Genomic DNA, 21,157 nt, shown 5'->3' on the forward strand with positions numbered 1-21,157 from the left:
AGCCTACCTGCTGTTTTCCGCCGCTCCGCGTTCGATCCAGCGGTCGGCGAGGGTACGTCCGCACCGGGCGAGCAGGTGCGCGGACAGGGCGCTGTCCCGCGCGCAGTCCTGGTCGGTCAACTCCGTCAGGGCCTGGACGGAGCGGAAGTGGGCGGCCGTCCGCTCCTCGGGCAGGGTGCAGCGGCCGGCGACGGCGTGCACCTCCACACCCAGGCGACGGGCCCGCCGGGCGAGCGCGACCGGCAGCTTGCCCGACAGGGACTGCTCGTCGAGGCTGCCCTCGCCGGTCACCACGAAGTCGCTCGCGGCCAGCAGCTCATCGGCGCCGAGCAGCGTGAGGAAGTAGTCGGCCCCCGAGCACACCCGCCCGCCGAGCAGCATCCCTGCGTATCCGAGCCCGCCGGCCGCACCGGCCCCTGGGGCGTCGGCGAGACGCGCCGCCTCCGCGGCTCCCCCGGCCCGCAGGTGTCGTACGAAACGGACGAGCGCGGCGTCGAGTTGTCGTACCTCGTCGGTGGTGGCCCCCTTCTGCGGGCCGTAGACGGCGGCGGTGCCCGTCGGCCCGAGCAGCGGGTTGTCGACGTCGGTGGCCAGGACGAGATCGACGCCCGCCAGGGCGGCGCAGGCCTCGGCGATGTCGGCCGTGCGCAGTCCGGCGAGTCCCGCGCCGCCCGGGCCGATCGGCGTGCCGTCCTCGCCGGTCAGGGACGCTTCGAGGGCCTGGAGCAGTCCTGCTCCGCCGTCGGTGGTGGCGACCCCGCCGAGCGCGAGGACGATCGTGTCGGCCCCGCCCACCACCGCGTGGTGGACGGCCTCCCCGACGCCCCGGCTGGTGGCCGTGAGCGGTGCCTTGCGGCCGCCCGGCAGCACGCCGAGTCCGCAGACGGCCGCCGCCTCGACGAGGACGGTACGACCGTGCACCGCGACCTCGGCCGTGAGGGGCCGGCCGGTCGGCCCGGTGACCGCCGTCTTCTCCGGGGTGAAGCGGCCCGCGCAGGCGGCGGCCACGCTCCCCTCTCCCCCGTCCGCCAGCGGCAGGCGGTCGACCCTGGCCCCGGGGGCGCCTTCCCGCAGCCCGTGCTCCAGGGCGCGGGCGGCTTCGTCGGCGCTGAGCGAGCCCTTGAACTTGTCCGGGGCGACCAGCACGGACACCATCAGGGCGTCACCTCCGCGGTGTGCGGGGCGCGGGGGACGGCTACCGGCTCGACCTCGTCGGCCTCAGCGGTCTCGTCTGCCTCGGCCGCCAGCGGTGGCTCCCCTGCCCGGCCGGCCAGTACCGCCCGGGCCCGTTCCAGGTCCAGGCCGTTCTCCCACCGGGCGACGAACAGGGTGGCGACGGCGTTGCCGAAGAAGTTCACCAGGGCCCGGCACTCGGACATGAACTTGTCTATGCCGAAGATGAGCATGATGCCCGCCGCCGGGACGGAGCCGACCGTCGACAGGGTCGCGGTGAGGGCGATGAATCCTCCCCCGGCGACACCCGCCGCGCCCTTCGACGTCAGCAACATGACAGCCAGCAGCCCGAGTTGCTGGCCGAGGGAGAGCGAGGTGTCGGTGGCCTGGGCGATGTAGAGCGTGGCCAGCGAGAGGTAGATCGCCGCCCCGTCCAGGTTGAAGCTGTAGCCGGTCGGCACGACCAGACCGACGGTGGGCCGCTCGGCCCCCATGAACTGGAGCTTGCGCATGAGTCCGGGCAGGGCCGGCTCGGCGGTCGAGGTGCCGAGGATCAGCCAGAACTCCTCCTTGAAGTAGCGGAACAGCTGGAAGATGTTCAGCCGCACGTACAGGGCGAGCACTCCCCCGAGCACGACCACGACGAACAGCGCGGAGGTGACGTAGAAGAGGAGGATCAGCGAGCCGAGGCTGGTCAGCGTGGACAGGCCGAACTTCCCGATGGCGTACGACATCGCGCCGAAGGCGCCCAGCGGCGCCGCCTTCATGACGAAGGACAGGACCTTGAAGACGACCTCGGTGAGCCGCCCCACGGCCGCGATGATCGGCTCGCCCGTCTTCCCGACCAGCTTGATCGCGATGCCGAAGACGACGGCCAGGAAGATCACCTGGAGGATCTTCCCCTCGACGAAGGGCCCGAAGAAACTGTCCGGCACGATGTTGGTGAGGAACTCCCACCAGTGCTGGTGCTCGCCCTGTTCGACGTACTGGCTCGCGTCGCCGGACGTCTTGAGGGTCGCCGGGTCGGCGTGGACGCCGTCGCCGAGCCGGAAGACGTTGATGGCGACCAGTCCGGTCAGCAGCGCCACGAGCGTGCCGATCTGGAAGTAGGCGAGCGCCTTGATCCCGGTGCGGCCGACCTTCTTCAGGTCCGCGACGCCGGCGATGCCGCCGATGATCGTCAGGAAGACGATCGGGCCGATGAGCATCTTCATCGCGGTGATGAAGGTCGTGCCGATCGGCTCCATGTCGGTGGCCAGATCCGGCCACCGCCAGCCGAGCACGATGCCGATCACGATCGCCACCAGCACCTGGACGTACAACTGCCGGTACCACGGCTTCGCCGCGATACGCGCGGCCTGTTCGGCTCGTGCGGTGCCCGGGGTATGCGTCATTGCAGCCTCCCTGATCGCGCGACACCGAGCCCGATCGGCGCGCGCCAGCTTGCGCCACAGTGAACCGGGCCACGGGTCAGGGGGTCCACGACCAAAAATCGATGCCCCGTATAGGCATGGCCTATCGGTATGGGTGCAGGCGGGTGAGGCACCCCCGGTCAACACGGTGCTGACCCGTCAGTTCCCGATGCCGTGGGCGAGGAGGCTCTCGGCGGTGTCCGCGATGGTGTCCTCGATGGGGCGGGCCCGCCAACCGAGAAGCCGTTCCGCCTTGGCGCTCGTGGCGTCGAGGTCCCGGCCGAGCTGGTGCCGGAGCAGTCGCACCTCCGGGTTCACGAGACCGAGCGCCCGGGCGAGCCAGACCGGCAGTTCACGGGTCGGGGCCTTCGCCGCGCGCTCCCCCAGGCGCTCGTGCAGCGTGCGCGCGATGTCGACGACCCGCATGCTGTGCCCGGCGACGGCGAGGAACCGCTCGCCCGCGGCCTTCGGCGAGGTCATGGCGCGCAGATGCAGATCCGCCACGTCGCGTACGTCGACGTAGCCCATCCCGAAGGGGGGACACGCGGGGACCCGTCCTTCGAGCATTCTGCGCACCAGGCGCAGGGAGGGTGGGTCGTCCGGGCCGAGCAGGGGTCCGAGGACTCCCACGGGGTGCACCGTGGCCAGCTCGAGTCCGCCGCCGTCGTCCTCGATGAACCTCCAGGCGGCGCGCTCGGCCAGGGTCTTGGAGCGCTGGTAGGGCGGGATGTCGCTGTCGACGTCGGTCCAGTCCTCCTCCGTGAAGGGGGTCGAGCGCGGCGGGTGCCCGATGCCGATGGCCCCGAAGGCGCTCGTCAGCACGACCCGCCGCACGCCGGCGTCGCGGGCGGCGCGCAGCACCCTCAGGACGCCCTCCCGCGCGGGGATCACCAACTCGTCGTCGGAGGTGGGTGTCTGGCGCAGCGTCGGTGAGGCGACGTGGAGGACGAAGTCGCAGTCGGCGACGGCGTCGTCCCAGCCGTGCGGCTGTCCGAGGTCGGCGGGAACGACGGTGAGACGGTCGTCGTCGAACGGTGCGGCCGCCTGGAGCCAGGAGCGCAGTGCGGGCTCACGCCGAGGGTCGCGGACCGTGGTGCGGACGGTGTGTCCGGCGTCGAGCAGGGCCAGGACGCACCAGCTCCCGATGAAACCTGTCCCGCCGGTGACCAGTACCCGTGTCATCAGTGTCTCCTCAGTTCGTGACGTGTGAGTGGGGCGGTGTCGGCGGGACGGCCGTGCGACGCCGCCGGGCGCGGCCATGCCGCTGGGGGGAAGTGGGGTCATGCGAGCGCCATGCCCGGGACGCGCCTGCGGATGGCCTCCATCTCGGCTTCGTCCGAGACTCCCTGCCAGTCGTACCGAGGGGTGTAGGGCGCCTCCAGGGCGCGCACGTCGTCGTCGGTGAGTTCGACGTCGAGGGAGGCCACGGCCTCGTCGATCTGGCGCGTCGAGCCCGCGCCCACCAGGGGCGCGGTGACGACCGGCTGATGGCGCAGCCAGGCGAGCGCGATCTGTGCGCGGCTCACGCCGTGCGCGTCCGCGACCTTCCCGACCGCGTCGACGATCGACCGGTTGGACGCCTCCTGCTCGGGCGCGTAGAGGAGGTCGGCGTAGGCCCCGTCCGTCTGCGCGCGTGCCGTCGAGCGGGCGTCGTCCCATACGCGGGCGAGGCGGCCGCGGGCCAGCGGCGACCAGATCACCGTGCCGACGCCTTCGTCCAGGCACAGCGGGATCATCTCCCGCTCCTCCTCACGAGCGAGGAGGTTGTAGTGGTTCTGCATCGACACGAACCGCGCCCAGCCGTTCTGCTTCTGCAGGTTCAGTGCCTTCGCGAACTCCCACGCGTGCATGGACGAGGCGCCCAGGTAGCGGACCTTGCCCGCCTTCACGAGGTCGCTGAGCGCTTCGAGCGTCTCCTCCCAGGGGGTGCAGTGGTCGTTGCGGTGAATCTGGTAGAGGTCGATGTAGTCGGTGCCGAGGCGACGCAGCGAATGGTCGACCTCGGTCATGACCGCCTTGCGGGACAGTCCGCGTCCGTTCGGTCCCCGCCGCATCGGATGCCGCAGCTTCGTGGCGATCACCACGGAGTCGCGGTCGGCGAAGTCCTTGAGGGCCCGGCCGAGGATCTCCTCGCTGGAACCGTTCGAGTACATGTTCGCGGTGTCGAAGAAGTTGATCCCCTTCTCCAGTGCGTGCCGCACGAGGGGACGCGCCTCCTGCTCGCCCTTCGACCAGACGGGATGCCCGCGGTCGGGCTCGCCGTAGGTCATCGCCCCGATCGCGACCGGTGACACGTCCAGGCCGGTCGTGCCGAGCTTGATGTACTGCATGATGCCCCTCTACAGTTAGTGGAGAACTCTCCGGATACCGTAGTGGAGAGTTCTCCACTTAGCAAGGGGAGATTTGTGGTCCGCTCTGACGCCCGCGAGAACCGGGCTCGCATCCTCGCCGCCGCCCGGGAGGCGTTCTCCGAGGACGGCGCCGCCTCGATGAACCAGATCGCCCAGCGGGCCGGAGTCGGCGCGGGCACCCTGTACCGCAACTTCCCCACCCGCGAGGCGCTGGTGCTGGCCGTCTACCAGGACGAGGTGACGCGCATCGTCGCCACCGTGCCCGACCTGCTGGCCCGGCGGCCGCCCCTCGAAGCGCTCCGCGACTGGACCACCGACCTCGTCGACGCGATGCGCAAGAAGCACGGCCTCGGCGACGCCCTCAGCCCCGGCGCGCACCAGGCGATCAGCGAGCAGAGCTACGGCCCCGTCATCACCGCGATCACCGAGCTCCTCGACGCCGGGAAGAAAGACGGGAGCATCCGCCCGGACGCCGACCCCGGCGACTTCCTCCAGCTCACCGGCGCTCTCTGGCGCGCCCCCGCGACTCCCGAGGACCGGGCCCCCCGCATGCTCGCGCTCGTCCTCGACGGACTGCGCACGCACCGGTAGGCGCGGGCCCGGACCGGAACCGCGGAAGGTGTCGTCGCGGACGCTCGCCCATGTCTTTGTACGGGCTCTGCGACGTGCCCCGATTCAGCCTGCGAGGCGGTGTGCGAGGTCGAGCAGGTCCGGCAGGCGCAGTACGCGCCCGTCGAAGCCCGGCAGGGGGACGTGGAGCGGCTCGGTCCAGCGGGCGGGGATCGCGTCCAGCCCGTAGTACGCCCCCGCGAGGCCTCCGGTCACCGCGGCGACGGTGTCCGTGTCACCGCCGAGGTCGATCGCCGCGCGCAGCGCGTCCTCGAAGCCGGTGGTGGTGCGCAGGGCCCAGACGGCGGAGCCCAGGCAGGGCCAGACGGCACCGTTGAACTCCGTCGCCTGGTCGGGGTGCCAGTCGGGCGCGAGGACCGCGGCGTAGCGGTCCCGGTGGTCCGGGTGGACGAGGGCCAGGATGTCCGGGAGCGCGGCGAGGGGATCGCGGTCCTCGAGCGTGACGCGGATGAGCTCGTGGAAGATCGCGGTGCCCTCCCAGGCCGCACGGTCGCCATGGGTGAGCGCGGCGATGCGGCGGGCCGCGTCCATGGTGGCTCCCTGACCGGCGGCCGCGAAGTGGACCGCCGCGGTCGACGCCCGCATCAGGGAGCCGTTTCCCGCGGCGCGTTGGTTGACCTGGAAATGGACCGCGGCGGCGAGGTCCCAGGGCATGCCGTTGGTCAGGACGGCCTCGGTCTGCAGGCCGATGTCCTTCGGTTCCGATGCCGCCCACCGCTGGAAGCGGGCGAAGATGTCCGGCGGATCCAGTCCGTCACGCCCCAGCAGCGACTCCGCGACCAGGACGGCCATCTGCGTGTCGTCCGTGGCCTCGCCGGGGTCCCAGCCACCGCCTCCGCACATCTCGCCGCCGGCGCCAGGCGTGGGAAACCGCGCGGAGAACGCCGCCTCGGGACCGAACTCGAAGGGCCCGCCCAGGGCGTCACCCACCGCTGAGCCGACCATCGCGCCGGCGGCCCTCTGCATCCGCTCCCCGCACTCCACGCGCTCCATCGGCGCAGGTTGTCCGTGCCGCAGCGAACGGTTTCGGCCAGACGGGTGGTGTTTTCCTGTAGCACTCACACAGAACGCTCTCCACGGAACGCGGAAGGCCTTTTGTCCCTCCTTCTGTGCATAGGAACCTTGCACGGCCAGGAAAGTCAGGGACTGACATGGGTTTGACCAGTCGAACGACCGTATACACGTTGGTGGCGTTGGCCGCCCTGTGTGTCGGGTTGCTGGTCTGGGTGTGGCCTCGCTTCGCGAAACCGGGGCTGTGGCACGTACTGGGGCGGCTGGGGGCCATCGGCGTGACTCAGGTCACGATCGTCGCGGCCTTCGCGTGCGGGGTGAACTCCTCGTACCAGTTCTTCGGCTCCTGGAAGGAACTGTTCGGTGACGTCGACACCGCCCCCGTCGGCGTGACACAGGCCGCCGGCGGCGAAGACTCGGTGACGGGCATCAGCAACGTCCACGGCGCGCTCGTACAGCCCGCGGGCAACCAGCAGTTGAGCCAGGTGACAGGGCTTCCCGACGGGCCGCCCCAGGTCACCGGGCGGGTCGAGTCGGTGAAGATCATCGGTCGCAGGACCGGCGTGGTCGATCCGGCCTTCGTCTATCTGCCGCCGCAGTACTTCCAGCCGGCGTACCACCGCATGCGCTTCCCGGTGATCGTCGCGCTCAGCGGCTACCCGGGCAGCATCTTCAACCTCGCGCAGCACCTGCGCGTCTCGCAGACCACCGCGGAGCTGGAGCGCAAGGGCAAGATGCAGCCGACGATCGTGGTGATGATCCGTCCCACGATCGCCCCGCCGCGCGACACCGAGTGCGTGAACGTCCCCGGGGGCCCGCAGACGGAGACCTTCCTGGCGAAGGACCTGCCGCAAGCGATCAGGTCCGTCTACCGGGCGGGCCACTACGCCAGCGCCTGGGGTGTCATGGGGTACTCCTCGGGCGGCAGTTGCGCCCTCCAGCTCACCATGCGCAACCCCGGTGTCTACACCACGGCCGCCGCCCTCTCCCCCGACTACCGGGTCAAGGACGATCCCACGACCGGCAACCTCTTCGGTTCGGGCCCGGGGCGTCAGGCCCGCATCGACGGCCACGACCTGATGTGGCGTCTGAAGCACCTGCCCGCCCCCCAGGTCTCGGTGCTGGTCGCCAACAGCAAGCACGGCGAGAAGGGTTACCCGCAGACCCAGGCCTTCATCAAGGCCGTCAAGGCGCCCATGCGGGTCGTCTCCATCCTGCCCGAGAGCGGCAGTCACAACTTCCCCACCTGGGTACGGGAGATGCCCGCCGCCCTGACCTGGATGAACGACCAGCTCACGTTCCCGCAGGACGTCGTCCCCCGGACCCACCCCAAGAGGACGACCGAGGCCGAGGGCTCGCCCAAGCCGGGGCCCAGGGCCTCGCACGAGCCGCTGCGCGCGGAGGGCAGGGAGGAGCGGGAGCCCGCGGCTTCGTCCCGCCCGAGCGCGGGCCGCTAGCGCGCGACGCCCGGTGACGTGCGGCCGGCGGGCGATGGAGACATCACCCGCCGGCCGCCATGACCGGGTCCAGCGTGCGGAAACCAGTTGTCCGCCACCTGGTTTCCGTGAACGATCCGTCCGTGACCACGCTGTTTCTGACGGTCGGCCTGCCGGGGGCCGGGAAGACCACCAGGGCCCGCCGACTGGCCGAGGAGCACAACGCGCTGCGGCTGACGCCTGACGAGTGGATGATTCCGCTGTTCGGCGAGCCGGAGGCGAACGGGAAGCGTGCCGTCCTGGAAGGACGTCTCCTCTCGCTCGCCCTGGACGCGGTGCGGCTCGGAACCGACGTGATCCTGGACTTCGGATGCTGGTCCCGTGCCGAGAGGTCCGCGATCCGCTGGCTGGCGGAGTCCGCCGGGGCATCCTGCCGCCTCGTGTATGTGCCGGTGGATCCCGAGACCCAGCGGACCAGGGTCGCCCTCCGCCAGTCGCTCACTCCGGATCAGACGTTCCCGATGAGCGAAGCCGACCTCCTGCGCTGGAGGACGCTGTTCGAGGAGCCCGACGCCGCGGAACTCGACGGGCGCGAGAGGGACAGTCCGCCTCCTGGTTGGCCGGGGTGGCGCGCATGGGCCGCGGACAGGTGGCCGTCGTTCGTCTGAGCCTCGCCCCGGCGGCGGCGGTGACATCGCCAACGGCCGGGATTCCCCAGGGTCTTGACGACGGAAGGGGGCGCTCCTACGGTCCCTACACCGCACACGATCGGCAGGGGCACCGAAACATTCGACGAACGGGAGCGCTCCCACGCACCTCCCACGCACTCCACGTGCTCACACCCACCTCCACGCCCTGAAGGTGCCACGCCCTCCCGGGGCCTGACCAAGGCAGCGTCCCGAAACTTTCGCCGTGCGGAGTGTCCTCGCAGGAACGCATCAGCGTCACGTCCCGAAGGAGGAGCAATGTCGTTGCACCGGAGTGGTTCCGGCACCGCGGGGCCGGAGTTTCCCAGTCGTCGATCCGTCCTGGCGACCATGGGCGCCTTACCGGTCCTCGCGGCCGCGACACCGGCGGTGAGCGCGCCCCTGGCACCGTCCGCGGCGGCGGCCGCGGTGACCGTCGACCCGTCGGCGACCCGGCAGACGATCCGGGGATTCGGCGGCATGAACCACCCGCTGTGGATCGGTGACCTGACATCCGCGCAGCGGGACACGGCCTTCGGGAACGGTGAAGGGCAACTCGGCTTCTCCGTACTGCGAATCTTCGTCTCGGAGGACCGGGCGAACTGGAGCCGCGAGGTCGCGACGGCGAAGCGGGCGATCGAACTCGGGGCCATCGTCTTCGCGTCGCCGTGGAATCCCCCGGCACAGATGGTCGAGACGTTCGTCCACGGCCAGCAGACCGACGCGAAGCGCCTCCGGTACGACATGTACGGCGCCTACGCCCAGCACCTGAACGACTTCGTCACCTTCATGCGGAGCAACGGCGTGAACCTGCACGCCATCTCCGTGCAGAACGAGCCCGACTACGCCCACGACTGGACGTGGTGGACCCCGGCCGAGATGACCAGGTTCCTGCGGGAGAACGCCGGCTCGATCAGCGCCAGGGTCATCGCCCCGGAGTCCTTCCAGTACGTCAAGAGTTTCTCGGACCCGATCCTCAACGACCCCGCTGCCCTCGCCAACCTGGACATCCTCGGGGCGCACCTCTACGGCACGTCGTTCCAGAACTTCCCCTATCCCCTCTTCCAGCAGAAGGGTGCGGGCAAGGAACTGTGGATGACCGAGGTCTACTACCCCAACAGCAGCGACTCCGCCGATCTCTGGCCTCAGGCGCTGGACGTGGGCGAACACGTCCACCGCGCGATGGTGGACGCCGAGTTCCAGGCGTACGTGTGGTGGTACATCCGGCGCGGGTACGGCCCCATGCGGGAGGACGGGCGGATCAGCAAGCGCGGTGCCGCCATGGCGCACTTCTCGAAGTACGTCCGACCGGGGCACGTGCGGATCGCGGTGACCGCGAACCCGCAGCCGAACGTCTACCTCTCGGCGTACAGGGGGAGCGGTTCCCGGCTGGTCGTCGTCGCCGTCAACAAGGGGACCTCGCAGGTCAGTCAGCAGTTCACCCTGCGCAACAACACCTCGTCCGGTGTGTCCTCCTGGCTGACGGACGCGAGCAGGAACCTCGCGTCCCAGAGCAGGATCACCGTGGCGAACGGCTCCTTCACCGGGCTGCTGCCCCCTCAGAGCCTGACGACCTTCGTGACCGGCTGAGGCTCGGGCACCCGTCGTCGCCACGTCGACCCCGACCTGCCGATACGGGCCGATCTTCGTGACGCCGGGCGTCCTCCGGGTACCGGTAGGGGCATGACTGAAGCGGTACAGGCGGGACTGTGGGGACTTCTGGCGGGTTCGGCGCTGCTCCTGGGTGCGGTACTCGGGTACGGGCTGCGCGTGCCGCAGAAGGTGATCGCCACGGTGATGGCCTTCGGCGCCGGGGTTCTGCTGTCGGCGGTCTCCTTCGAACTGGTCGGTGAGGCGTACGACGAGGCCGGCATCGCCCCGGCGGCCATCGGCACGCTCGTGGGCGCCCTCGCCTACACGGCGGGCAACGTCTGGCTGGCCCGCCGCGGAGCCCGGCACCGCAAACGCTCCGGCACCCAGTCGGCGCAGTCCCAGCCGTCGGAGGCCCAGCAGGGCGGGTCCGGGACGGCGCTGGCCCTGGGCGCGCTGCTGGACGGCGTCCCGGAATCGGCCGTCATCGGGGTCAGTCTGCTGGACGGCGGCGCGGTCAGCCTGGTGACCGTGGCAGCGGTGTTCCTCAGCAACGTCCCGGAGGGGCTGTCGAGTTCGGCGGGTATGAAACGGGCCGGGCGCGGCAAGGCCTACGTTTTCGGGGTGTGGTCGGTGATCGCGGCGGCGAGCACCGTCTCCGCCGTCCTCGGGTACACCGTGGTCGGTGCGTTCTCGCCGGCCGTGATCGCGGCGGTCACCGCCGTGGCCGCGGGGGCGATCCTGGCCATGATCGCGGACACGATGATTCCGGAGGCGTTCCAGGACGCCCACCTGGCGATCGGCCTCATCACGGTGTGCGGCTTCCTGCTGTCCTTCGCGCTGTCCCACGCCTGACCGCTGTCGCCGAGCCGGGTCAGCGGAGCGGTTCCGCCGGTTTGGTGGCCTTGCCCAGGAGCATGTTGCCAGGCTCGGAAGCGAGCCGTGCCCCCGGTGTCCGGCAGGAGTCCGGTCCGCCCCCTCCGCCTGTCCGCCGCTCTCCCCCGTCCGGCTGGAGCACACCCACCGGGTGGCGGGTGCTGCCCCCTCCGCTCCCCCACGGGCCGTTCTCCGTCCTAGGGTCACCATGGTGACCATCCAGGACACCAGCGGTGGCGGCCCCACGGTCCTCACCAAGTACTTCTGCACGTACTGCTTCATGTACTTCTACGGCAAGGCGGAACCGCGTGATCCGGGTGATGGTGGTCGACGACGAGGCCCTGGTGCGGTCCGGTTTCCGGCTCATCCTGAGCGCGGCCGACGACATCGACGTCGTCGCGACCACGACGGGCGCCGAGGCGGTCGACACCGCGCGGCGCGAGCGTCCGGACGTGGTGCTGCTGGACATCCGGATGCCGGACGTGGACGGCCTGACCGTGCTCGGGCGGCTGCGCGCGCTGCCGGGGCCGCCGGTGGTGGCGATGCTGACGACGTTCGACGCCGATGAATACGTACTGACCGCACTGCGCTCCGGCGCGGCCGGTTTCCTGCTGAAGGACACCGAGCCGGATCAACTCGCCCAGCTGGTCCGGACGTTGGCGGCGGGTGGCGTGGTGATGTCACCGAAGGCGTCCCGGGCCGTGTGGCAGAACCACCCCGGCGCCGCGGTGCACGGCGACGAGGAGGCCGGCCGGGTCGGGCTGCTCAGTGAGCGGGAGCGTCAGGTGCTCGTGCTGGTCGCTCAGGGGTTGTCCAACGGCGAGATCGGCGGCCGGATCCACCTCAGTGCGGGCACGGTGAAGGACCATGTCAGCGCGATCCTCACCAAGTTGCGGGTCGGCAGCCGGGTGCAGGCGGCGCTGCTCGCCCAGCGGGCCGGTCTCCTCGACGAGGGCAGTCGGCGGCACCCGGGGTCCGCACGATGACCGTGGCGGCATCCGGAGCCCGGGGGACGGCCTCGGTCAAGCGGCCGAAGGCCTGGTGGGCGCGGATCCCCGGTCCGGTCGTCGACGGCCTCGTGGTCGCCGTCGCGGTGGCGGACGTGCTGTTCAGCCTGGACGACTCGTCCGGCGTCACGCAGGCGTTGGCGGCGCTCGCCTGCCTCGCGCTGGTGGCCCGTCGCCGCCTCCCGCTCGCGGTGTTCCTTCTCACGCTTCCCGCCACTCTGATGCTGGACATCGTGTTCGCCCCGATCGCGGCCCTGTTCACGCTGGCCGAGCGCTCCCGCGACCGTCGGCTCCTCACCGGCTGCGCGCTGCTCTTGGCGCTGGCCGGCGCCGCGCCCTGGCCCCTGGACCTCCTGCCCGATCACGAACGCACCTGGACCGCCGTCTACTTCTTCTACACCCTGGCCACCGCTGTCGCTCCCGTCCTGATGGGCCAACTCGTCCAGACGCGACGGGACTTGCGGCGCCGACTCGTCGAGATCGAGGAGGCCCGGGAGCACGAGCGGCTGCTGCACTCACAGGCCGTCCTGGCCCGGGAACGGGCCCAGCTCGCCCGCGAGATGCACGACGTCGTGTCCCACCAGGTGAGCCTGATCGCCGTCCAGGCAGGCGCCCTGCAAGTCGCCGCCACCGACCCGGACTTCAAGGAAGGCGCCCGCACCATCCGCGCGCTCAGCGTCGACACCCTGGACGAACTGCGCCACATGGTCGCCCTGTTGCGCGCCTCGGGCGGCAGTGCCACCGAGCTGACCCCCCAGCCCACCCTGGCCGATCTGCGCAAGCTGGTCACGACGAGCGGCATCGACGTGACGCTGACCGGCGAACTGCCCCAGAACATCGGCACTCCCGCGCAACGCGCCCTCTACCGCACCGTCCAGGAGGCGCTGACCAACGTCCGCAAGCACGCCCCCGGCGCCTGTGCGGCCGTACGCCTGTGGCACGAGCCCGGGGCCTTCGGCGTCACCGTCACCAACACGCCCCCCACCCGCCCTTCGCTGCCGCTCCCCGGCTCCCGTCAGGGCCTGATCGGGCTCGCCGAGCGGGCCGAACTCCTCGGTGGGACCTTCGAGTCGGGAACGACCGGAGGCGGCGGCTACCGGGTGACTCTGCGGATCCCGGCCGACGGGGACACCTGACCGCGAGAAGCCGGCCGCAGGTCGGCAACGGCGGCTCGCTCACCCTCACCTGCCGCGACAGCCCTGTGACAGCGCAACTCCGCACAGTTTTGGTTAAGTCACGGTCAGAAGCGAAAGCGGAGTGCTAGACATCGGACGGACCTTCTTTGGTCAACTCCCTGTGACCGCCCCGTTGAGGAGAGTGTCGGACGCGAGGCGGAACTGAGCGGATAGGACGACCGTGTCGCACACCCCCACCCCCGTGCGCCGAAGATTCGGTGCGCGCAACCTGCGTGTGGCCCAGAAACTCCAGGCCATCCTCTTGATCCCGGTGCTCGTCGCCCTCGCCCTGGGCGGCGTACGCGTGAAACGCACCGTCGACACCTGGCAGGCCGCCGAGGACGCGGTCCGCGTGGCCGAGCTGGTGCAGGCGGCCAACAAGTACGCCAGCGACGCCATCAACGAACGGGACGTCTCCGTCATCCCTCTGGTCAAGGGTGACCGTGACGCCGGCGCGGTCGTCGCGGCCCGGCGGATCACCGACGAGGACGCCAAGGAGTTCGACGCGGCGGTCGCCCGCATGCCCGAGACCGCCGGTCTTGAGCGCCGGGTCGCGCTCGTCCGCGTCGGTGAGAAACAGCTGCCACTGGTACGGGCCGCCGCCTTCACGCCCAAGCTGACCGGTGTGCAGACCGAGGAGAGCTACCACGCCGTCCAGCACCCGCTGATGGAGATCTCCAACGAGCTGGGCTTCGGCATCACGAGCCAGGCGACCTACGGCCGTACCCTGTACGCCGTCTCGCTCACCCAGGCCGCCGAATCACTGATCCGCGCCATCGGCACCCACCTCCTCGTCGAGGACCGCAGCAAGCTGGCCAAGGGCGAACTCCAGTCCCAGCTCGCCTCGTTCAGCTCCTACGTCTATCTCGAACAGGTCGCGTTGCAGGAGTACGCGGGCTTCGCCGGTACCGAGGAGACAGCCCGGCTGCGCGAGGCGCTCACGGACGCGCAGCAGGAGGGCCAGGAGCGGGTCGCGGAGGCGCGGACCCAGGCCGAGGCGGCCGGCAAGGACTTCGTCGCGCCACCGGGTCTGGACAGGATGACCCGCGCCATCGCCTCCGGCGCGACGGCGGCGCAGCTCGCCGAGCAGGGCATCACGCCGGAGACCTTCTTCGCGGCCTCCACGCTCAGTTTCGACGCCTACCGCAGTGTCGAGGTCTACCTCACCGACACCGCGCTGGCCAAGGCACACACCATCGCCGACGACGCCCGCAACGACGCGATCCTCAACGCCGCGCTCGTCCTCGCCGCCGTCCTCGCCGCCTTCCTCCTCGCGAACTGGGTGGCCCGCACGATGAGCACCAGCATGCGCCGGCTCAGCGCCTCCGCCCACGAGATCGCCGCACAGCGGTTGCCGGCCCGGCTGACTCAGCTCACGCGTGCCATCCCCGGCCGGGTCGAGAGGGACGTGGAACCCATCCCGATCACCACCACGGACGAGATCGGCGAGGTCGCCCGCGCCTTCGACCACGTGCACCGCGAGGCCGTCCGGCTGGCCGCCGAACAGGCCCTGCTGCGCGCCAACATCAACACCATCTTCAGCAACCTGGCCCGTCGCAACCAGTCCCTGATCGAACGTCAGCTCTCCATGATCACCGATCTGGAAGGCAGGGAGGCCGACCCCGACCAGTTGGAGAACCTCTTCCAGCTCGACCATCTCGCGACCCGGGTCCGACGCAACGGCGAGAACCTCCTGGTGCTCAGCGGCGAGGCTCCCGCCCAGCAGTGGGACCAGCCGCTGCCCCTGGTCGACGTGATCCGCGCCGCGGTCTCGGAGGTCGAACAGTACGAGCGCATCCAGCTCGCCGGTGTCCCGGAGACCCAGATCGACGGACGGGCCGTGAACGACCTGGTCCACCTGCTCGCCGAACTCCTGGAGAACGCCACCACCTTCTCCTCGCCGCACGTGCCCGTGCATGTCACCGCCGCCAGGTTGCCGGACGGCAGGATCATGCTCGAGATACACGACAGGGGGATCGGCATGCCCCCTGAGGAGCTGGCGGAGATCAACCGGAACCTCGCCGATCCGCCCACCGTGGACGCGTCGATCTCCCAGCGGATGGGCCTGTTCGTGGTGGGCCGGCTGGCCGACCGGCACGGCATCCGCGCCCAGTTGCGCCCCGCCGACGAAGGTCAGGGCACGACGACACTGGTGATGCTGCCGGACACGATCACCCATCGGACGGCGACGGCGGAACCCGACGCCGACACCATGGCCCTGGTCGCGTTCGTGGACAGCCGCTTCACCGAGGCGACCACCTGGACCGACGAACCGATCTGATCGGCGGTGCCCGGTCGCGGCGGGGCGGCGTACCTCAGTGCCCGCCCCGCCAGAAGCAGGCCTCCGTCCCGCCTACCGGCACCGAGACGCCGAGCACCGCGCCGGAGGCCGGTGTCGGGGACTGAACGCCGTGGCGGGCCGTGGTGATGTGGAGGCGGTTGCCGCCGGGGCGCAGACACACCGAGGTGGGATGCGGGGCGGGTACGTCGAGGGTGGTGAGCAGGCGGCCGTCCGGGTGGTAGCGGCGGACCGCGCCGGCGCCCCACAGGGCGACCCACAGGCAGTCCTCGGCGTCGACCGTCATCCCGTCGGGGCTGCCTTCGTCCTCGCGCATGCGGGCGAAGGTCTCCGGGCCGCCGGACAGGTCTCCCGAGACCGGGTCGACCCGGCAGCGCAGGATGGTGCCGGCGGCCGAGTCGGCGAGGTACATGGTGGTGCCGTCGGCGGTGAAGGCGGGCCCGTTGACGATGGTGAGGCCGTCGAGCACGCGGACCACCGTGCCGTCGGTGTCCGTGCGGTACAGGGATCCGGCGCCGCGGGTGCCGTCGTAGGCCATGCTTCCGGCCCAGAACCGGCCGGCCGGGTCGGCGACGCCGTCGTTCATCCGGCTGGGCACGTGGGTGCGGTCCTCGGGGCGGTCCAGCCACTGGACCTTGCCGTCCTGCGTGAGCAGGGCGATGCCGGTGCCGGCGGCGGCGATCCAGGTGCCGGGGCTGCCGTGGACGGGGGCGACGGCGCCTAGCGGGACGTCGAGCCGGGCCAGTTCGTGCGGGGCGGGGGCTCGGTCGGTGTTCTCCCGCAGTTCGAGGAGGCGGCCGGCCAGGATGTCGACGTAGACGAGACGGCCGTCGACCCAGCGTCCTCCTTCGGCGAGTTCGTAATCACCCTGGACCAGGATCGTCGCCGGTGGGGGTGGGGCGGAGGTCATCGTCGGCTTCCTCGATATGGGCACGGCGGTGCGGTCGGGTTCGGCGCTCGGCCGACGGCGGACGGTCATGTAGTCGGGTTGGCCGCACGGCGGGCCGCCGCGCCGTCGGGTTCGGCGTTCGCGGGCCGCCGTGCGGTCGGGGGCTTCGGTCAGCGGACGGTCGTGCCGTCGGGTTCGTCGAGCAGGGTGAGTTCGTGCCGGGACGGCAGGCCCTCCCAGTCGCCGCGGGTGGCGACGGCGAACGCCGCGGTGGTGACGGCCCGGTGCAGACGGGCCGGGACGTCCGCGTCCAGGAGGAGTCCCGAGAGGTATCCGGCCACGAACGCGTCGCCCGCGCCGACCAGATCGACCGCGTTCACCTGGCGTGCCGCGCGGTCGGTGGTGGCGTCGGCGGTGAACACACTCGCCCCCCGGGCGCCGCGTTTGACGACGACCTCCCCGACACCGGCGGCCAGGAGGGTGCGGACGGCCTCGGGTTCGGGGACATCCGGGTGTTCCAGCACCAGGGGCAGTTCGTCCTCGGAGGCGATGAGCAGGTCCGTGTGGGCCAGGATCGGCCGCAGGGCGGTGCGGGCGCGCTCGCCGGACCACAGCCGGGAGCGGTAGTTGACGTCGAGGCACACCGTGGTGCCCGCCTCGTGGGCCGCGGTCGCGGCGGCCAGTGCCGCCCCGGCCGCCGTGGCGCTCAGCGCCGGTGTGATGCCGGTCAGGTGCAGGATCCGGGTGCCGGGGGTCAGCGCGGGCAGGACATCGGCCGGTGCGAGCGCCGAACCGGCGGAGCCTGAACGGTAGTAGCTGACGCGGGTCAGGGTGCCCAGGCGGGGCTCGGTCAGCAGCAGGCCCGTGGGGCGGCCGGTGTCGTCGACGGCCGCGTGGGAGGTGTCGACGCCCTCGGCGCGCAGGGTCCGCAGCACCAGGTCACCGAGTTCGTCCGCGCCGACACGGCCCGCCCAGCGCACCCGGTGGCCCAGCCGGGCGAGACCGATGGCCACGTTGGACTCGGCTCCCGCGACGGACAGGCCGAGGTCACCGCCGAGTTTCAGGGGGCCGCGGGCGCGCAGGGCGCCCATGGTCTCGCCGAAGGTGACCACCTCGGGCGCGCTCTGTCCGGCCGGCGTCGTCATACGGTCTCCTGGGCGATCGCGGCACGGAACTGAGCTGCCCGCGCGCGTAGTCGGCCGAGATCTCCGCCGTCGGCCGCGTCCCCGATCAGCGGGGAGCCGACGCCCACGGCGGTCGCGCCCCGGTCCAGGTGGTCGCGGGCGGCGGCCGCGTCGACTCCCCCGACGGGCACGAACGGGACCTCGGGGAAGGGGGCGCGCAGTGCGCTCAGGTACTCGGGTCCGCCGAGGGAGGCGGGGAAGAGCTTGATCGCGGCGGCGCCGAGGGCGAGGGCGCGTTCGATCTCGCTCGGGGTGAGGGCTCCCATCAGCACGGGTACGCCGACGCCCGCCAGCCCCTCGACCACGGCCGGGGTGACGAGGTAGGACGCTCCGGCGTCGACGGCGCGTTCGGCGTCCTCGGTGGTGCGGACGGTGCCGGCGCCGACCGGTGCGTCGGGGCCCAGTGCCGCGCGCGCCCGCCTGATCACCGTCAGCGCGTCGGCGGTGGTCAGCGAGACCTCGGCGGCGGCGATGCCCTCCTCGGCGAGGGTGGTCACGGTGCGCAGGGCCGCGGCGGGGTCCTTGCCGCGGACGATGGCCAGCAGGCGGTGGGCGCGCAGGGACTCCACCAGGTTCATGGGATCGGGTTCTCCTTGGATCTGCGGGACGGGGACCTGACGGGCGCTCACCATTCCGTGAACGCCCCGTCCGCGCCCCGCCATACGGGGTTGCGCCAGCGGTGGCCGGTCTCGGCGGCTCGGCGTACCGCCTTCTCGTCGATGTCGACGCCGAGCCCTGGCCGGGTGGAGGCGACGGCGTGGCCGCCGTCGAAGCGGAACGGCTCGGGATCCAGGACGTAGTCCAGCAGGTCGCACCGCTGGTTGTAGTGGATGCCCATGCTCTGTTCCTGGATGAGGAAGTTCGGTACCGCGAAGGCGATCTGGAGGCTGGCGGCCAGGGCGATCGGGCCGAGCGGGCAGTGCGGGGCCAGGGTGACGTCGTACGCCTCGGCCATGGCGGCGATGCGGCGGACCTCGGAGATGCCGCCGGCGTGCGAGAGGTCGGGCTGGGCGACGGCGATGCCGCTGGTCAGTACGTCGCGGAAGTCCCAGCGTGAGTAGAGGCGTTCGCCGGTGGCGAGCGGCACGCTGGTGGACTCGACGAGGCTGCGCAGGTGGGCGGAGTGTTCCGGCAGGACGGGTTCCTCGACGAACAGCGGGTGCAGCGGTTCCAGGAGGGGCAGCAGCCGGCGTGCCATGGCGGTGGAGGCACGGCCGTGGAAGTCGACGGCGATGTCCCGTTCGTCGCCGAGGACTTCGCGGACGGCGGCGACGCGTTCGACGACCTCGGCGGTGCGGGCGGGGGTGTCGATCGGGGCGAGTTCGGCCGAGGCGTTCATCTTCACGGCGGTGAAACCGGCCTTGACCTGTTCCCCGGCCAGTTCGGCCACGTCGCTCGGGCGGTCGCCGCCGATCCAGGCGTACATCCGCACCCGGTCGCGCACGGGGCCGCCGAGGAGGCGGTGCACCGGGACGCCGTAGGCCTTGCCGGCGATGTCCCACAGGGCCTGGTCGATGCCGGCGACGGCGCTGGAGAGGATCGGGCCGCCGCGGTAGAAGCCGCCCTTGGTGAGCACCTGCCAGTGGTCCTCGATGCGCAGCGGGTCCTTGCCGACGAGGTGGTCGGCGAGTTCGTGGACGGCCGCGCGGACCGTGTCGGCGCGGCCCTCGACCACCGGTTCGCCCCAGCCGGTGATCCCCTCGTCGGTGGCGACGCGCAGGAAGAGCCAGCGGGGGGCGACGAGGAACGTCTCAAGTCCGGTTATCTTCAAGGAGTTTCCTCGCGGCGCGGGTCGGTCGTGGTGTGGTCGTCGTCTTCTTGGGCCTGTACGGCGGCCAGGTCGTGGGACGCCTGGGCGAGCAGGGACTCGACGGCGGCCACCGCGGCCTCCGGGTCGCCCGCCTCGACGGCGTCGAGCAGTTCCTGGTGCACGGGGATGGAGTCGGAGAAGTGCCGTGCGCCGTGCACGATGCGGTCGCGCACACGCAGGCCCGCCTCTATGACGACCTCCATCCGGCTGAGCAGTTCGTTGTGCGCGGCCTCCAGCAGGGCGCGGTGGAAGGCCAGGTCGGCCTCGACCATCGCCTCCGCGTCCGCTCCGGCCGCCGCCATGGCGTCGAGGGCCCGCCGCAGGGCGTCCAGGTCGCCGGGGGTGCGGCGGGCCGCGGCGAGCCGGGCCCCGGCGGGCTCGACGATCGCGCGGACCTCGGCGAGGTCGTCCAGGAACCCGTCGGTGGGGGCGCTGCTGCCCTGCCAGCGCAGCAGGTCGCTGTCGAGGAGGTTCCAGTCGGCGCGGGGCCGGATGGTCGTCCCGCGTTTCTGCTTCGACTCCAGCAGGCCCTTGGCGGCCAGCACGCGCAGCGCCTCGCGTACGACGGTCTTGCTGACGCCGAGTTCGGTCTCGAACTTGACCGGGTCCACGACGGAGCCCGGGGGGTAGTCGCCGCGGATGATGCGTCGGCCCAGTTCCTCCACCGCCTGGCCGTGCAGCCCCCTGCCGGGATGGGTCACCACGTTCTCCGTTTCCGTTGCGGTCCTTGCGCCCTGGCCCACCGTGTGGTGCGCGCCGTTCACGAGGACTCCTTCATGACGCTCCATCCTCCATCGACCACGAGGTTCGCGCCGGTCACATAGGAGGCGTCCGCCGATGCCAGAAAGGCGACGGCGGAGGCGACCTCCTCCGGCTGCCCGAAGCGCCCGGCCGCCGTGGCGGCCACGCTGCGCGCCCGGTCGGGTTCCGGGATGCCGTCCCAGGCGGCGGTGAGGATGGGGCCGGGCAGGACTGTGTTGACCCGGATGTCGGGACCGTACTCGACGGCCAGTTGCCTGCCCAGTGAGCACAGCGCGCCCTTCGCGGCGGCGTAGGCGGCGTGGCCGGGCAGGCCGATGACCGCGTGCACCGAGGAGGTCAGCACGACCGAGCCCTGCGACGCGCGGAGCAGGGCCGCGAAGGTCTTCATCCCGCGCCAGGCCGGCTTGAGCAGGACGGCCATCTGGCCGTCCCACTCGTTCTCGCTCAACTCATGGGCGGCTTTGTTGAGTTGGGCGAAGGCGTTGCTGTGCAGCACGTCCAGCCGGCCGTGTTGCTCGTCGACATGACGGGCAAGGTTCCGCCAGTCGGCGGCGGAGGTCACGTCGCAGCGCACGTACTCCGCGCGCCCGCCGCTGTCCTCGATGTCGGCCGCGACCGCCTTGCCGGCCGTGTCGTCCACGTCCGTGACCACGACCACCGCCCCTTCGGCCGCGAGCCGGCGGGCCGTGGCCGCGCCGATTCCGTGCGCCGCCCCGGTGATCACCGCCACGCGCCCCGTCATCCTGCGGCATTCCGTCATCACGTACGTCTCCCCTCGCTGCTGTCCACGAGCCCACCATAGCTCTTTCAATTAATTATGAATATATCTTGACGGCGTGACGGTGCCGCTCCGAGACTGACCGGCA

At 71.4% G+C, this 21,157-nt stretch carries 19 protein-coding genes; 8 read left to right on the forward strand and 11 right to left on the reverse strand.

The genetic code is table 11. The annotated features are described in order from the left end of the window. Positions 1-3 precede the first annotated feature (3 nt). The 4 genes from AC2XR2_RS00815 to AC2XR2_RS00830 form a co-directional block, all read right to left on the reverse strand. Positions 4-1,155, reverse strand: a complete 1,152-nt coding sequence (locus AC2XR2_RS00815) for a glycerate kinase (protein WP_491513910.1) — start codon at positions 1,153-1,155, stop codon at positions 4-6. Continuing rightward, positions 1,155-2,567, reverse strand: coding sequence for a C4-dicarboxylate transporter DctA (dctA, locus tag AC2XR2_RS00820; RefSeq protein ID WP_491513911.1), 1,413 nt, complete (start codon positions 2,565-2,567; stop codon positions 1,155-1,157). Before dctA ends, AC2XR2_RS00815 begins: the two co-directional genes overlap by 1 nt. Before the next feature lie 177 nt (positions 2,568-2,744). Next, on the reverse strand, positions 2,745-3,767 hold the full coding sequence (locus tag AC2XR2_RS00825) for an SDR family oxidoreductase (RefSeq protein WP_491513912.1): 1,023 nt from the start codon (positions 3,765-3,767) through the stop codon (positions 2,745-2,747). Between the two features lie 98 nt (positions 3,768-3,865). Then, on the reverse strand, positions 3,866-4,915 hold the full coding sequence (locus tag AC2XR2_RS00830) for an aldo/keto reductase (RefSeq protein WP_491513913.1): 1,050 nt from the start codon (positions 4,913-4,915) through the stop codon (positions 3,866-3,868). Positions 4,916-4,990: 75 nt separating this feature from the next. Between AC2XR2_RS00830 and AC2XR2_RS00835 the strand changes: the two genes are divergently transcribed. After that, on the forward strand, positions 4,991-5,527 hold the full coding sequence (locus tag AC2XR2_RS00835; RefSeq protein WP_449351067.1) for a TetR/AcrR family transcriptional regulator: 537 nt from the start codon (positions 4,991-4,993) through the stop codon (positions 5,525-5,527). An 84-nt stretch (positions 5,528-5,611) separates the two neighbouring features. Here the strand turns inward: AC2XR2_RS00835 and AC2XR2_RS00840 are convergent, their stop codons facing one another. Then, complete coding sequence (locus AC2XR2_RS00840; RefSeq protein ID WP_491513914.1) at positions 5,612-6,559, reverse strand: ADP-ribosylglycohydrolase family protein; 948 nt, start codon at positions 6,557-6,559, stop codon at positions 5,612-5,614. Between the two features lie 158 nt (positions 6,560-6,717). Here AC2XR2_RS00840 and AC2XR2_RS00845 point away from each other — a divergent pair, with 158 nt between their 5' ends. The 7 genes from AC2XR2_RS00845 (at position 6,718) to AC2XR2_RS00875 (ending at position 15,628) form a co-directional block, all read left to right on the forward strand. After that, positions 6,718-8,034: an alpha/beta hydrolase gene (locus AC2XR2_RS00845; protein WP_491513915.1), complete on the forward strand. Its 1,317-nt coding sequence runs from the start codon at positions 6,718-6,720 to the stop codon at positions 8,032-8,034. Between the two features lie 122 nt (positions 8,035-8,156). Continuing rightward, on the forward strand, positions 8,157-8,681 hold the full coding sequence (locus AC2XR2_RS00850) for a P-loop nucleotide/nucleoside kinase family protein (RefSeq protein ID WP_381302530.1): 525 nt from the start codon (positions 8,157-8,159) through the stop codon (positions 8,679-8,681). Positions 8,682-8,978: 297 nt separating this feature from the next. Further along, entirely contained in the window at positions 8,979-10,289 is a 1,311-nt protein-coding gene (gene xynC, locus AC2XR2_RS00855) for a glucuronoarabinoxylan endo-1,4-beta-xylanase XynC (RefSeq protein WP_491513916.1), read from the forward strand. 93 nt (positions 10,290-10,382) lie between these two features. Further along, positions 10,383-11,144, forward strand: coding sequence for a ZIP family metal transporter (locus AC2XR2_RS00860; protein ID WP_381302527.1), 762 nt, complete (start codon positions 10,383-10,385; stop codon positions 11,142-11,144). A 341-nt stretch (positions 11,145-11,485) separates the two neighbouring features. Beyond that, a complete protein-coding gene (locus AC2XR2_RS00865; RefSeq protein ID WP_449351081.1) occupies positions 11,486-12,151 on the forward strand; it encodes a response regulator in 666 nt (221 codons plus the stop codon). Beyond that, entirely contained in the window at positions 12,148-13,308 is a 1,161-nt protein-coding gene (locus AC2XR2_RS00870) for a sensor histidine kinase (RefSeq protein ID WP_491513917.1), read from the forward strand. The genes AC2XR2_RS00865 and AC2XR2_RS00870 overlap by 4 nt, the downstream gene beginning before the upstream one ends. 274 nt (positions 13,309-13,582) lie before the next feature. Then, positions 13,583-15,628 carry a sensor histidine kinase gene (locus AC2XR2_RS00875; protein ID WP_491518382.1) on the forward strand — a complete coding sequence of 682 codons (2,046 nt, stop codon included), beginning with the start codon at positions 13,583-13,585 and terminating at the stop codon, positions 15,626-15,628. A 34-nt stretch (positions 15,629-15,662) separates the two neighbouring features. On the opposite strand, the gene AC2XR2_RS00880 is transcribed toward AC2XR2_RS00875, so the two are convergent. From AC2XR2_RS00880 to AC2XR2_RS00905, 6 genes are all read right to left on the reverse strand, one after another. Further along, positions 15,663-16,556, reverse strand: a complete 894-nt coding sequence (locus AC2XR2_RS00880) for an SMP-30/gluconolactonase/LRE family protein (protein ID WP_491513918.1) — start codon at positions 16,554-16,556, stop codon at positions 15,663-15,665. Positions 16,557-16,705: 149 nt separating this feature from the next. Next, entirely contained in the window at positions 16,706-17,680 is a 975-nt protein-coding gene (locus AC2XR2_RS00885; RefSeq protein WP_381302524.1) for a sugar kinase, read from the reverse strand. Continuing rightward, on the reverse strand, positions 17,677-18,297 hold the full coding sequence (locus tag AC2XR2_RS00890) for a bifunctional 4-hydroxy-2-oxoglutarate aldolase/2-dehydro-3-deoxy-phosphogluconate aldolase (protein WP_491513919.1): 621 nt from the start codon (positions 18,295-18,297) through the stop codon (positions 17,677-17,679). Before AC2XR2_RS00890 ends, AC2XR2_RS00885 begins: the two co-directional genes overlap by 4 nt. 47 nt (positions 18,298-18,344) lie before the next feature. Further along, positions 18,345-19,490, reverse strand: a complete 1,146-nt coding sequence (gene dgoD, locus AC2XR2_RS00895) for a galactonate dehydratase (protein WP_491513920.1) — start codon at positions 19,488-19,490, stop codon at positions 18,345-18,347. Then, positions 19,487-20,233 carry a FadR/GntR family transcriptional regulator gene (locus AC2XR2_RS00900; RefSeq protein WP_381302521.1) on the reverse strand — a complete coding sequence of 249 codons (747 nt, stop codon included), beginning with the start codon at positions 20,231-20,233 and terminating at the stop codon, positions 19,487-19,489. Before AC2XR2_RS00900 ends, dgoD begins: the two co-directional genes overlap by 4 nt. Before the next feature lie 56 nt (positions 20,234-20,289). Next, entirely contained in the window at positions 20,290-21,033 is a 744-nt protein-coding gene (locus AC2XR2_RS00905) for an SDR family NAD(P)-dependent oxidoreductase (protein WP_491513921.1), read from the reverse strand. Positions 21,034-21,157 lie beyond the last annotated feature (124 nt).

This window comes from Streptomyces sp. LS-MS-L19, assembly GCF_058382285.1.